This window comes from Paraburkholderia sp. NPDC080076, assembly GCF_050281145.1.
Taxonomy (GTDB): Bacteria; Pseudomonadota; Gammaproteobacteria; order Burkholderiales; family Burkholderiaceae; genus Paraburkholderia.
The window spans coordinates 193,024-205,420 of the sequence record NZ_JBNNWQ010000014.1; the positions used below are offsets into that span (position 1 = coordinate 193,024).

Below are 12,397 nucleotides of genomic sequence, written 5' to 3' on the forward strand. Positions count from 1 at the left end.
GCACGTGTCCATCGAATTCATCGGCATGATCCAGACCCGCAAGGTGTCCGAAACCCACGCGGCGCAAGGTCCCGTCATCGACATCGATTACGTCGAACAGTTTGCCCGCGCGCATGAAGCCGCGGGCTTCGACCGCATCCTCGTGCCGCATCATTCCACCAGCCCCGATGCGCTGTTGACGATCGCGCATGCGGCGAGCGTGACGAGCAAGGTGCACTTCATGCTCGCGCATCGGCCGGGTTTTGTCGCGCCGACGCTCGCCGCGCGTCAACTGGCGACGCTCGATCACTATTCGGGCGGCCGCCTCGCGGTGCACATCATCTCGGGCGGCGACGACACCGATCAGCGCCGCGACGGCGACTTCCTCTCGCACGACGAACGCTACGCCCGCACGGACGAGTACCTGCACATCCTGCGGCGCATCTGGACCGAAGCCAAACCCTTCGATCACAACGGCCAGTATTACCGCTTCGAACAGGGCTTCTCTGAAGTAAAGCCGGTGCAGCAGCCGCATATTCCGGTGTACTTCGGCGGCGCGTCGGCGCCCGCGCTCGAAATCGCCGGCCGTCACGCGGATGTCTACGCGCTGTGGGGCGAGTCGAAGGCGCAAGTGCGCGAGCAGGTCGCCCGCGTGCGCGCGGAAGCCGCGAAGCACGGCCGCACCGTGCGCTTCTCGGTGTCGTTCCGGCCGATTCTTGCGGCCACGGAAGCAGCGGCTTGGGAGCGCGCGGAACACATCCTCGAAGAAACGAAGCGGCTGCGCGCGGCGCAAGGGATGGGCGTGGGTGGACCCGCGCAAAGCGAAGGCGCACGGCGGCTGCTCGCGGCATCGGGCGATTCGGATCGCGTGGACGAGCGGTTGTGGACCGGTATCGCGAAAGAAATCGGCGGACGCTCGAATTCGACCGCGCTCGTCGGCACGCCTGAGCAAGTGGCCGATACACTCGCCGAATATCACGCACTTGGTGTCTCGACCTTCCTCGTGCGCGGCTTCGATCCGCTGGAAGACGCCATCGACTACGGCCGTGAACTGATTCCCGCCACCCGCGAACGTATCGCGCGCGTCGAGCGCGTGGCGGCGTGAACGGAGGCGCGATGACCGATCTGTCTCTCACCACGTTCGCCAAGGAACTACCGGCAATCCGGCGTCACGCGCCGCAACGCAAATTCTGGTTCGACGATGTACCGCCGCGCGAGAGCGTCGCCGCTGAACGCCGCTATCGGCAGGAGCGGCTCGCGGTGGCGTTTCGTCTCTTCGCGCGCTACGGTTTCGATCAAGGGCTCGCGGGCCACATCACCGCGCGCGATCCGGAATGGCCCGATCACTTCTGGGTGAATCCGTTCGGCAAGCATTTCAGCCGCATCCGCGTGTCCGATCTGCTGCTGGTGAATGCCGAGGGCGAGATCGTGGTCGGCGAGGGACCGGTCAATCAGGCGGCGTTCGCGATTCACGCGGCGATTCACGAAGCGCGTCCCGACGTGGTCGCGGCGGCCCACACGCATTCGCTGTACGGCAAGGCATGGTCGACGCTCGGCCGTACGCTCGATCCGCTGACTCAAGACTCGTGCGCCTTCTATCAGGATCACGCGTTGTTCGACGATTTTCGCGGCGTCGTGCTCGATACCGATGAAGGCGCGCGGATTGCCGCGGCGCTCGGCGAGCGCAAAGCGGTGATCCTGAAGAATCACGGCATTCTCACGGCCGGCCCGAGCGTGGAAGCGGCGGCGTGGTGGTACATCGCGCTCGACAACGCGTGCCAGGCGCAACTGCTCGCTGAAGCCGCCGGCACGCCGCAAGCGATTCCGCACGACATCGCCACGCTCACGCATGAACAGGTCGGCCGCGCGGGCGGCGCGCTGTTCGCGTTCCAGAGCCTGCTGGAAGGGCTGGTCGAAGCCGAGCCCGACGTCCTCACCTGAACGCTCCCACACGATGACTCAACGTACGAATTCGCCGGTTTCGCACCGGCGTCGCCGGCTCATGGCTGCGCTGTCAGCCGCGTTGCCGGCTGCGGCATGGCTCGGAGTGGGCAGCGGCCTGATCTCCCGCTCCGCCGTTGCTGCCACGCCCACGCCCAACACCGCAACCGATCCGCGTCTGGACCTGAGCAAAGTCCGCCTGCGCGTCGCCACTTACAAAGGTGGCGACGCCACGCTGCTGAAAACCGCGGGCCTGACCGATACGCCTTACACGATCGACTGGTCCGAATTTCAATCGGGCAACGCGATGGTCGAAGCGATGAACGGCGGCTCGCTCGACATCGCCTCGGGCAGCGAGATTCCACCGATCTTCGCGCGCCTGCAGAACGCGCAGATCCGCGTGATCGCCGTCTATAAGGACGACGTCAACAACCAGGTCGTGCTGGTGCCCAAAGGTTCGACGATCCGCTCGATCGCCGATCTCAAGGGCAAGCGCGTCGGCTATCTGCGCGCGACCACCACGCATTACTACTTGCTGCGCATGCTCGATGAAGCGGGACTCTCGTTCAACGACATCCAGGCGACCTCGCTCGCGCCGCGTGACGGCTTCGCCGCTTTCAACGCCGGCTCGCTCGATGCCTGGGCGATCTATGGCTACAACGTGCCGCTCGCGATCTCGCAGGCTGGCGCGCGCGTGCTGAAAAACGCCAACGGCTATCTGTCGGGCAATTACCTGTACTACGGGCATCCGGCGACGCTTGCCGATCCGCTGCGGCGCGCCGCGTCCGCGGATCTGCTGGTGCGCTTGCAACGCGCGTGCACGTGGTTCGCGCAACATCAGGACGCGTACGCGAAGGTGCTGTCCGCCGAGTTGCGCGTGCCGGAGGAGGCGATCCTCTCGCTCTATCGCAACCAGAGCCAGGCGCGCCGGGTCACCGGCATCACGGCGGCGGATATTGCGAGCGAGCAGCAGGTGGCCGATACCTTCGCGCGTGCCGCCGTGATCGAGCGGCGTGTCGACGTCGCACCGCTGTGGACCGACACCTTCAACACCGCGCTCGCCCACGGTGCGTGAGCGCGCCATTCGAACCTACCTTCTGAATACTCAATGACTCAAGCCCTGAGGCCGGACCGCCTGCGCGCGTTCGCCGGCCGGATTGCGTCGCTCGTCGACGAAGCGGCGCCCGAAGCGCATCTGCTGGAAACCGGCGGCGCCGCGCTGCGCGAACTGATCGCCCACGACGACTGGCTGCCCGACGCCTTCGCGCAACCCGATCCCGAGCGGTATCAGCAGTACCTGTTGTACGCGGATGCGCGGCAGCGTTTTTCAATCGTCAGTTTTGTGTGGGGACCGGGGCAGGCGACGCCGGTGCACGATCACACCGTATGGGGTTTGATCGGTGTGCTGCGTGGCGCGGAAATTGCGCAGGGTTACCGTATCGCCGCCGGCGGCGCGCTACAGGAAAACGGCGCGGCAAAACGACTGGATGCCGGCGCCGTGGATGCAGTGTCGCCGCGCATTGGCGATATTCATCGTGTGAGTAACGCTTTTAGTGACCGTACGTCGATCAGCATTCACGTGTACGGTGCAAATATCGGCGCGGTAAAACGGTCCGTCTATCCGGACGGCGCCGCCCGCAAGCCCTTTGTCTCCGGCTACGCGAACGACGTGTTGCCGAATATCTGGAATGTTGCGAAGGAGTCCCCGATCTCATGAGTTTCGTTCAGGCATTTCGTACCCGATCATTCGAAGACGTGCGCCGCGCACTGCTCGAACGCGAGGAAATCGCGCTCGTCGACGTGCGCGAGGAAGATCCGCACGCCCGCAGTCATCCGCTGTTTGCCGCCAATCTGCCGCTGTCGCGGCTCGAACTCGATGCGCCGGTGCGCTTGCCGCGCCAGGCGGTGCCCATCGTGGTGTTCGATTCCGGCGAAGGACTCGCCGAACGTGCCGCGCGCCGTCTGGGCGAGCTGGGCTATACCGACGTCGCTCTGCTTGAAGGCGGTTTGCAAGGTTGGCGCGCGGCCGGCGGCGAACTGTTCCAGGACGTCAATGTGCCGAGCAAGGCGTTCGGCGAACTGGTGGAAAGCGTTCGTCATACGCCGTCGCTGACCGCGCCGCAAGTGCAGGCGCTGCTCGATCACGAAGCCGACGCGGTGGTGCTCGACGCACGCCGTTTCGACGAATATCACACCATGAATATTCCCGGCAGCATCAGCGTGCCGGGCGCGGAACTGGTGCTGCGCGCGCGCCAGCTTGCGCCGAATCCGGCGACGCGGATCATCGTCAATTGCGCGGGGCGCACGCGCAGCATTATCGGTGCGCAGTCGCTGATCAACGCGGGTGTGCCGAACCCGGTTGCGGCGCTGCGCAATGGCACCATCGGCTGGACGCTGGCTGGCCAGGCGCTCGCGCACGGCAGTTCGCGCAGGTTCGAGCCGATTGTCGACGATCAGCTACGTCTGGCCGCCGCCGATTCGGCGCGCACGGTGGCGGATCGCGCGAAGGTGGGCCGCACTTCACGCGACGAAGCGCGCCGCTGGGCCGGCGAAGCGGTGCGCACCGTGTATCGCTTCGACGTGCGCACGCCGGAAGAATACGAAGCGGGCCACGTGCCCGGTTTTCGCAGCGCGCCGGGCGGCCAGCTCGTGCAGGAAACCGACATGTTCGCGCCGGTGCGCGGCGCGCGCGTGATCCTCGCGGATAACGACGGCGTGCGCGCGAACATGACCGCGTCATGGCTCGCGCAGATGAATATCGAGGTGTATGTCGTCGATGGTTTGATGGCGGCGGACTTCGGCGAGAAGGGCGCGGCGCCCGCGGTTCGCCATGCGCCCACGGCACCCGACGCCGACGAGATCACGCCGGCCGGACTGGTCACGCTGCTGCAATCGCGAGGCACCGCCGTGCTCGATTTCACCAGCAGCGCGAATTACGTGAAGCGGCATATTCCCGGCGCTTGGTTCGTGATTCGCGGCGAACTCGAGAAGGCACTGCACAAGCTGCCGGATGCGCAGCGTTTCGTCGTGACCTGTGGCAGCGGCGAGCTCGCGCGCTTCGCCGCTCCCGACGTCGCGGCATTGACCGGCAAGCCGGTGCAGGTGCTGAGCGGCGGCACGACGGCGTGGATCGAAGCGGGCTTGCCGCTCGAGAGTGGCGAGACGCGCATGGCGTCGGCGCGCATCGATCGTTACCGGCGGCCTTATGAGGGCACCGATAACGCGCGCGAAGCGATGAACGCGTATCTGGAATGGGAGTATGGGCTCGTCGCGCAACTCGGGCGCGACGGTACGCATGGGTTTCGCGTGATCTGAGCGGTTTGCTGCGACGAAACCGTCGAACAGGCGAAGCGAGCGAGGGCGGCGCGGCTTAGGCCGCGCGCTGCGCGCGCGCTTCCTTGAACTGCCGCTCGACAGCCGCGCCGAAACGTTCGACAGGCTGTTGCAGTTTGCCGAGCACGCGCGGCTGCACGAGCCAGATGTCGATCAGCGGCTTGAAGTCGCTGATCGGAATGATATCGAGCGTGTCTGCGTGGGCGCTCATCTGCAGTAACGGCAGCGGCACGAGACCCAGACCGTTGCCGTCCGCGACGAGCTGCAATTGCAATTCGGTGCCAAGCGTTTCCAGGTTCAGCTTGAGGGCGAGCCCGAGCCCGGTGAGCGCGCGTTGCAGGCCGTCGCGGAAACCGCAGCCGTCCGGGTTCAACACCCAACCGATCGACTGGCATTCCGCCAGCGTATGCGCGCGCTTTTTCAGCAGCCCTTTCCGCGCGACCACCGCCAGTTTGATGCGACCTAGCGAGCGGGCCGACAGCGCGTCGTCGAAGGTCTTGTTGCTGGGCAGCAGGATCGCCGCCGCGTCGAGTTCGCCCTGTTCGACGCGTTGCAGCAGTTGACTGCCCCAACCGGTCGACGCGCGCGCCTGCAAGTCGGGATAGTCCGTCTTCAGAACGCGCATCGCCTCGGTCAGCGCGATATCCGCAATCGTCTGCGCGACGCCGAGACGCAGCGTGCCGACTGGCGGCGTGTCGGTGGCGACGATCTCGCGCAGTACGTCGAGTTCGCGCTGGATCACGCGACATTGTTCGTAGACGATGCGTCCCGTGGCCGTCGCCTTCAGCGGACGCGTATTGCGGTCGAGCAGTTCGACGCCGAGCGCTTCCTCGAAATTCTGCAAGCGGCGCGTGATTGCCGGTTGCGTGAGGCCGAGCGAGAGCGCTGCCTGCTGCAGCGATTGACAGCGAATCACGGTGACGTAGGCGTCGATTTCGTCGATCTTCATGATGAGCGGTGAGCGGATAGAGGCGCAAAAGAATGCGCTCGATGATACCCGCGTCGGCGCGTACCCGCATCGGTCGCGTAAGAAAATTTCGCATATTTGCTTAGCAGAATAATGCGTTTGTCTTATACAAAGGCCTGCCTTATCGTCGATGGCAAATCAACTCGTTGCCACGACACACGCGCTGCCCATGACGACTTCCCGTTTTTCTTTCGCAATCCGATCTGTTGTGCGACGCGCGTGGTCTGTAACGCCCGGCGTTGCCGCGCTTGCTGCGTCAGCGTTGCTGTGCGCCGCGCCATCGTATGCCGCCGATCTGCCGGTGCTCAAGGTCGGCGATCAAGCCTTGCAAACGCGCGGCATTCTCGAAGCGTCCGGCCAGTTGAAAGACCTGCCGTACAAGATCGAATGGTTCAACTTCCCGGCAGCGCAGCCGCTCGGTGAAGCATTGAATGCGGGTGCGGTCGACGTCGGCGGTCTCGGTGACGCGCCGCTCGTCTTCGCGCTGGCCGCCGGCGCACGAGTGAGGGCGGTCGCGGCGACGCGCTCGAATCCGCTGGATCTGGCGATCGTGGTCGGCGCACAGTCGCCGCTCAACGACGCGGCGAGTCTGAAGGGCAAGCGCATTGCCACGACGCGCGGCTCGATCGGCCACTACCTCGCGCTGGCCGCATTGAAAAAGGCCAACGTGCCGCTCACCGACGTCACCTTCGTATTCCTCGCGCCCGCCGATGCGAAAGCGGCGCTCGCCTCGGGCAGTGTCGACGCATGGTCGGTGTGGGACCCGTACACGGCGCTCGGAGAAGCGCGCGATCACGACCGCATCATCGCCAACGGCGTCGGTCTGTCGGAAGGGCTGAGCTATCAGGTCGCCACTGAACGCGCGATCACCGACAAACGCGAACAACTCGCCGACTTCCTGCGGCGCGTGGCGGTCGGCCAGCGCTGGGCGCTCTCGCATCCCGACGAAGTCGCGGCGATGCAGTCGCGTGTCACGGGCCTGCCGACCGATGTGCTGAAGACCGTCTATCAGCGCGGCCAGGTGCATCCGGTAGCGATCGACGACAGCGTCGTGGCCGCACAGCAGCGCACGGCGGACACCTACGAAGCCGCCAATGTGATCCGCGCGCATCTGGACGTGCGCCCGAGCTTCGATCGCAGCTTCCCTTTGCCTTGACGCGGCCAGCCGGAGTGTCCGCATGAATGCCCCGATTGCCGACAGCGCCGTGACACGGCGTCATCCGCGGCTCGATAGCGATACATTCGACGCATTGCTGGCGCAACTCACGAATGAGTTCGCCGCGAGCGCCGCGCGCCATGACCGCACGGCTGAATTCCCGCATGCGAATCTCGCGCGCCTGCACGAGTTCGATCTGCTTTCGCTGACGGTGCCCGCAGCGCTCGGCGGCGCGGGCGCGAGCCTGCCGCAGGCCTTGAAGGTGGTGCGCGCGGTGGCGCACGGCGAGCCGTCCACGGCGCTGGTGCTGGTGATGCAGTACCTGTTTCATCATCGCTTGCAGGGCAACCCGCACTGGCCGGTCGAACTGCGCGAACGCGTGGCGCGCGATGCGGTGCGTGAGGGCGCGTTGATCAACTCGCTGCGTGTCGAACCCGAACTCGGCACGCCCGCGCGCGGCGGCTTGCCGTCGACGATCGCGAAGCGCCGCGCGGACGGCTGGGTGATCGACGGCAGCAAACTGTATTCGACCGGCAGTCCCGGTCTCACCTGGCTCGCGGTGTGGGCGCGCAGCGACGAGACGCCGCCGCGCGTCGGCGTGTGGCTGGTGCACCGCGACACGCCCGGCGTGCGAGTGGGCAACGAATGGAATCATCTTGGCATGCGCGCCACCGGCAGTCACGAACTGGTGTTCGACAACGTATTCGTGCCGGCCGCGCAGGCAGTGGATGTGCATCCGCCGGGCGCGCCGGGCGCCGGGCTCGATGCGCTCGGCGTGGCGTGGATGAGCGTGCTGTTGTCGGCGGTCTACGACGGCGTCGCGCGGGCCGCGCGCGACTGGTTCGCGCAATGGGCCGTGGACCGCGCGCCCGGCAATTTCGGCGCGCCGCTGTCGAGCCTGCCGGCCTTCCAGCAGACGCTCGGCCGCATCGACGCGCTGCTGTTCAGCAATCGCGTGCTGCTCGACGCGAGCGCGCGTGCCGAACACGTGACGCTCGACGAGGCGCCGCTCGTCAAATACACGGTGACGAACCAGGCGATCGAGGCCGTGCAACTGGCGATCGAAGCGAGCGGCAACCCCGGTCTTTCGCGCGACAATCCGCTCGAGCGTCACTATCGCGACATGCTGTGCGCGCGGATTCACACGCCGCAAAACGACTCGGTGCTGCAGGCGGCGGGACGCGCGGGTTTTGCATCGATTTCGCGCGGTTGAAATGCCTCGTCGAAAGCCGTTGAAGGCCTCGCCGCCCAACGCAAATCATCTGCCAATTCGGTGTAAACGCGCTCTCGTCTAAACCCGCCAATCCGTTTAGATTAACTGCACTTGGAAGGCTTATCGAGGGACCAGGGCGGCCAATCAAGCAGCGGTTTGCCATTCCGGCGATGGCGCAAGGTCAGCAGCCAAGGTTGCTCACCGCTTCGCCCGGGACCAGACCGCTGCGCGTCGTCCGCGGTGCTTCGTTTTCAGGCGGCCAGTCGGCCGCTTTCACTTTCCGGTTGACCGTATCGACCGACCCGGCGACGCTTTGCACAGCGTCGCCTTTTTGCTTGTGGCGCCGGTTTTTAACGTGCTTTGCCGTCTGCTTTGCCACTTTTCCTCCCGCCGTCCCAGCCTCTTGCCGCCACCACCGTGTACGACCGCGCACACCGCCGTGCCGCGTCCGCTCGCGGTTTTGCCCGTGCGCGGTTATCCTGTAGCAGACACTACACAACGGGATGCGGGCTTCGCAGCCTGCGTCCGTACAGGAAAACTCGCTGTGAGCCTCAAACTGCTGACTGTCGCCATGCTGGCCGCGTGCATCGCGCTGACCGGTTGCGACGACCAATCGAGCGACCGAGCCGTGCAAAAACTCAAGGAATTTTTCAACGCCGTCAAACCGGATGCGTTGTTGCTCAAGGACATGACGCCGGGCGTCACGACCGAAGCGCAGATCCGCGACCAGATGGGCAAGCCGGAAACCGAGCGCACGTTCACCGACGGTTCCAAACGCTTCGAATATCCGCGCGGCCCGCAAGGCCTGAATACGTACATGGTCGACATCGATCGTGACGGCAAATTGCAGGCGATCACCCAGGTGCTGACGGCTGCCAACTTCGCGAAGATCCGCATGGGCATGAGCGAGGACGAAGTGCGCCGACTGCTCGGCAAGCCCGGCCAGGTCGCGGTGTTTCCGCTCAAGCCGGAAACCGTGTGGAGCTGGAAGTGGCGTGAAGGCGGCGTGACCGAAGAAGGCATTTTCAACGTGCATTTCGACCAGTATCAGAAGGTGTACACGACATCGCGCTCGGACGTGATCCGAGGACGATAGAAGTTAGAAGAGAGAAGCGGGGAAGAAGATGATTCGTCGACGTCGATACAGCCGAATCGGGCTGGTGTTAGGGGGCGGCGCCGCGCGCGGCTGGGCGCATATCGGCGCGATTCGCGCGCTGCACGATGCGGGCATCAAGCCCGATGTGGTCTGCGGCACGTCGATCGGCGCGCTGGTGGGCGCGGTGTACGCGAACGGCGACCTCGACTGGCTCGAGGAGTGGGTCGCGCGGCTCACGTGGCAGACGGTGGTGCGCCTGCTCGATCTGCGTCTCTCGGGTGGGCTGCTCGGCGGGCGCAAGGTGATCCAGCTGTTCGCCGACAAATTCAATGGCCGTTCGATCGCGCAACTGAACATGCCGTTCGCGGCGGTCGCCACCGAACTCGATTCGGGCCGCGAAAGCTGGCTGCAGGACGGCAGCGTGGTCGACGCGGTGCGCGCGTCGATTGCGATTCCGGGCATTTTCACGCCGGTGTGGCACAACGGTGTCTGGCTGGTGGATGGCGGCTTGAGCAACCCGGTGCCTGTTTCGGTGGCGCGCGGCATGCGCGCCGACTGCGTGATCGCCGTCGATCTGAACAACGATATTCTGAACGGCCGCGATTTCGGCGGCGCGGTGGTCGACACACCCGCCATCGATCCGAGCGCGCCGCCGCCGCTCGCACTGCGCCGCAACGGCAAGCCGTGGCCGCGCTGGCTCGCGCCCGCGGAGGGGCGCGCCACGGACGACGTGCGCGTGCCGCCCGCGCCAAGCGCGCGCGTGCCGTCCATGCTCAGTTCGATCGCGCAAAGCATCGACATCATGCAAGTGCGGATTACGCGCAGCCGCCTCGCGGGTGAGCCGGCGGATATCCTGATCCAGCCGCGTTTGGGCGGCATGGGGATTTTCGACTTTCACCGCGCGGCGCCGGCCATCGAGGAAGGGCGCGCGGCGGTGGAACATATGCTGCCCGCGATTCGGGCAAGGTTGGGGATTGACTGACGTCTATCGAAAAAGCGACCCGAAACTTGCTAAATCGCGGCGGCGCTCGCCGCGCGTTCCCCGCCTTACAAATCCTAATTCCCCGCAAAACCAAGCCCTGCAAGCCGCACGGCACGCCAAAGCACGCTTTGCTGCGTCGCAACAAAGCGCCGGCGAGCCTTTGAGAAATTAATTTTCGCTTGCGAGACTCCGCGCCATGCTGGACGAGTGGGGCAGACACAAGCCGATACCGTCCGAGACATCCTCAAACAACCTGGATGGAGACACGCGTGTTCCTATACGGCTTTGGTCCGGTGTTGCTGGCCGGCACGATCCAGACAATCGAGCTGTCCGTCCTGTCGTTGGCGGCCGCCGTGCTGCTCGGCCTCGCGGGCGCGGCGGCGAAACTCTCGTTCAGCCGCCCGCTGCGGGCAATCGCGACCGGCTATACGACGCTGATCCGCTCGGTGCCCGACCTCGTGCTGATGCTGCTGCTGTTCTACAGCATCCAGATCGCGGTCAACAATCTCACTGATGCGCTGAGTCTCCCGCAATTCGATATCGATCCGTTCGTGGCCGGCGTGCTGACGCTCGGCTTCATCTACGGCGCGTACTTCACCGAGACCTTTCGCGGCGCCTTTCTGGCGGTGCCGCGCGGCCAGCTCGAAGCAGGCAGTGCGTACGGCATGAGCGGCGCGCGCGTGTTCACACGCATCCTGTTCCCGCAGATGATGCGTTTCGCGCTGCCGGGCATCGGCAACAACTGGCAGGTGCTGGTGAAGGCGACGGCGCTGGTGTCGATCATCGGTCTCGCCGACGTGGTCAAAGCCGCGCAGGACGCCGGTAAAAGCACCTTCAACATGTTTTTCTTCATCCTGGTCGCCGCGCTGATCTATCTGGCGATCACCACCGCCTCGAATCTCGTGCTGATCTGGCTGGAAAAGCGCTATTCGATCGGCGTGCGGCACGCGGAGCTCTAAGACCATGATCGACATCCTCAATCAATTCTGGCGCGCGTTCCTGTACTGGGACGGCCAGCGCATGTCCGGCCTCGCGGTCACGCTGTGGCTGCTGGTGGCGTCGATCGGCATCGGCTTCGTGCTTGCGATTCCGCTGGCGGTGGCGCGCGTGTCGAAGAAGCGCTGGCTCTCCACGCCGGTGCGTCTTTACACTTACGTGTTTCGCGGCACGCCGCTGTACGTGCAGCTGCTGCTGATCTATACCGGCATCTACAGCCTCGAATTCGTGCGCTCGCATCAAGTGCTGGACGCATTCTTCCGCAGCGGCTTTCACTGCGCGATTCTCGCCTTCGCACTGAACACCTGCGCGTACACCACGGAGATTTTCGCCGGCGCGATCCGTTCGACCTCGCACGGCGAAGTGGAAGCGGCCCGCGCCTACGGCATGAGCTGGTTCACGATGTACCGGCGCATTGTGATACCGTCCGCGCTGCGCCGGGCCTTGCCGTTGTACAGTAACGAGGTGATCCTGATGCTGCACGCCACCACGGTCGCCTTTACGGCCACGGTGCCGGACATCCTGAAGGTGGCGCGCGACGCGAACTCGGCCACTTACCAGTCGTTCGACGCGTTCGGCCTCGCGGCGCTGATTTACCTCGTGGTGTCGTTCGCGCTGGTGGCTTTGTTCCGCCGCGCCGAGCGTCATTGGCTGGGTTACCTGGCGGTGCGCACGCATTGAAGCGCGCCGTGTTTGCAGTGGATGGCGCGTTATCCTCGCGTCGTCACGAAGAT

Annotated in this window: 13 protein-coding genes; 11 read left to right on the plus strand and 2 right to left on the minus strand. The window is 65.2% G+C overall.

What is annotated here, in order from left to right; translation table 11 throughout:
* The first annotated feature begins 4 nt into the window (after positions 1-4).
* The 5 genes from ACQKRQ_RS37710 (at position 5) to ACQKRQ_RS37730 (ending at position 5,235) form a co-directional block, all read left to right on the plus strand.
* Entirely contained in the window at positions 5-1,084 is a 1,080-nt protein-coding gene (locus ACQKRQ_RS37710) for an LLM class flavin-dependent oxidoreductase (protein WP_427482724.1), read from the plus strand.
* 11 nt (positions 1,085-1,095) lie between these two features.
* Entirely contained in the window at positions 1,096-1,920 is an 825-nt protein-coding gene (locus ACQKRQ_RS37715) for a class II aldolase/adducin family protein (protein WP_427482726.1), read from the plus strand.
* Between the two features lie 61 nt (positions 1,921-1,981).
* On the plus strand, positions 1,982-2,995 hold the full coding sequence (locus ACQKRQ_RS37720; protein WP_427482728.1) for an ABC transporter substrate-binding protein: 1,014 nt from the start codon (positions 1,982-1,984) through the stop codon (positions 2,993-2,995).
* Positions 2,996-3,028: 33 nt separating this feature from the next.
* Positions 3,029-3,637: a cysteine dioxygenase gene (locus tag ACQKRQ_RS37725; protein WP_427482729.1), complete on the plus strand. Its 609-nt coding sequence runs from the start codon at positions 3,029-3,031 to the stop codon at positions 3,635-3,637.
* The gene (locus tag ACQKRQ_RS37730) at positions 3,634-5,235 is read left to right on the plus strand and encodes a rhodanese-related sulfurtransferase (protein ID WP_408318479.1); all 1,602 of its coding nucleotides are present in this window, start codon (positions 3,634-3,636) and stop codon (positions 5,233-5,235) included. The genes ACQKRQ_RS37725 and ACQKRQ_RS37730 overlap by 4 nt, the downstream gene beginning before the upstream one ends.
* A gap of 55 nt (positions 5,236-5,290) precedes the next feature.
* Here ACQKRQ_RS37730 and ACQKRQ_RS37735 read toward each other — a convergent pair whose 3' ends face one another.
* Positions 5,291-6,202, minus strand: coding sequence for a LysR family transcriptional regulator (locus tag ACQKRQ_RS37735; protein WP_427482731.1), 912 nt, complete (start codon positions 6,200-6,202; stop codon positions 5,291-5,293).
* Positions 6,203-6,389: 187 nt separating this feature from the next.
* Here ACQKRQ_RS37735 and ACQKRQ_RS37740 point away from each other — a divergent pair, with 187 nt between their 5' ends.
* Positions 6,390-7,376 (plus strand): ABC transporter substrate-binding protein, encoded by a 987-nt coding sequence (locus tag ACQKRQ_RS37740; protein WP_427482733.1) that lies wholly within the window; start codon positions 6,390-6,392, stop codon positions 7,374-7,376.
* Positions 7,377-7,398: 22 nt separating this feature from the next.
* Entirely contained in the window at positions 7,399-8,589 is a 1,191-nt protein-coding gene (locus ACQKRQ_RS37745; RefSeq protein WP_427482735.1) for an acyl-CoA dehydrogenase family protein, read from the plus strand.
* Between the two features lie 181 nt (positions 8,590-8,770).
* Here the strand turns inward: ACQKRQ_RS37745 and ACQKRQ_RS37750 are convergent, their stop codons facing one another.
* Positions 8,771-8,968, minus strand: a complete 198-nt coding sequence (locus ACQKRQ_RS37750) for a hypothetical protein (protein WP_427482737.1) — start codon at positions 8,966-8,968, stop codon at positions 8,771-8,773.
* Between the two features lie 165 nt (positions 8,969-9,133).
* On the opposite strand from ACQKRQ_RS37750, the gene ACQKRQ_RS37755 reads away from it, so the two are divergent.
* The 4 genes from ACQKRQ_RS37755 (at position 9,134) to ACQKRQ_RS37770 (ending at position 12,344) form a co-directional block, all read left to right on the plus strand.
* Complete coding sequence (locus ACQKRQ_RS37755) at positions 9,134-9,685, plus strand: hypothetical protein (protein ID WP_132375052.1); 552 nt, start codon at positions 9,134-9,136, stop codon at positions 9,683-9,685.
* A gap of 28 nt (positions 9,686-9,713) precedes the next feature.
* Positions 9,714-10,667 (plus strand): patatin-like phospholipase family protein, encoded by a 954-nt coding sequence (locus ACQKRQ_RS37760; protein WP_132375051.1) that lies wholly within the window; start codon positions 9,714-9,716, stop codon positions 10,665-10,667.
* Between the two features lie 269 nt (positions 10,668-10,936).
* Entirely contained in the window at positions 10,937-11,626 is a 690-nt protein-coding gene (locus ACQKRQ_RS37765) for an ABC transporter permease (RefSeq protein WP_427482739.1), read from the plus strand.
* A gap of 4 nt (positions 11,627-11,630) precedes the next feature.
* The gene (locus tag ACQKRQ_RS37770; protein ID WP_427482741.1) at positions 11,631-12,344 is read left to right on the plus strand and encodes an ABC transporter permease; all 714 of its coding nucleotides are present in this window, start codon (positions 11,631-11,633) and stop codon (positions 12,342-12,344) included.
* Positions 12,345-12,397 lie beyond the last annotated feature (53 nt).

Bases quoted from the DNA above. Each gene is read 5' to 3' on its own strand.
- ACQKRQ_RS37740 (WP_427482733.1), top strand. From the start codon at position 6,390: ATGACGACTTCCCGTTTTTCTTTCGCAATCCGATCTGTTGTGCGACGC.
- ACQKRQ_RS37745 (WP_427482735.1), top strand. From the start codon at position 7,399: ATGAATGCCCCGATTGCCGACAGCGCCGTGACACGGCGTCATCCGCGG.
- ACQKRQ_RS37735 (WP_427482731.1), bottom strand. From the start codon at position 6,202: ATGAAGATCGACGAAATCGACGCCTACGTCACCGTGATTCGCTGTCAA.
- ACQKRQ_RS37720 (WP_427482728.1), top strand. From the start codon at position 1,982: ATGGCTGCGCTGTCAGCCGCGTTGCCGGCTGCGGCATGGCTCGGAGTG.
- ACQKRQ_RS37715 (WP_427482726.1), top strand. From the start codon at position 1,096: ATGACCGATCTGTCTCTCACCACGTTCGCCAAGGAACTACCGGCAATC.
- ACQKRQ_RS37725 (WP_427482729.1), top strand. From the start codon at position 3,029: ATGACTCAAGCCCTGAGGCCGGACCGCCTGCGCGCGTTCGCCGGCCGG.
- ACQKRQ_RS37730 (WP_408318479.1), top strand. From the start codon at position 3,634: ATGAGTTTCGTTCAGGCATTTCGTACCCGATCATTCGAAGACGTGCGC.
- ACQKRQ_RS37760 (WP_132375051.1), top strand. From the start codon at position 9,714: ATGATTCGTCGACGTCGATACAGCCGAATCGGGCTGGTGTTAGGGGGC.
- ACQKRQ_RS37770 (WP_427482741.1), top strand. From the start codon at position 11,631: ATGATCGACATCCTCAATCAATTCTGGCGCGCGTTCCTGTACTGGGAC.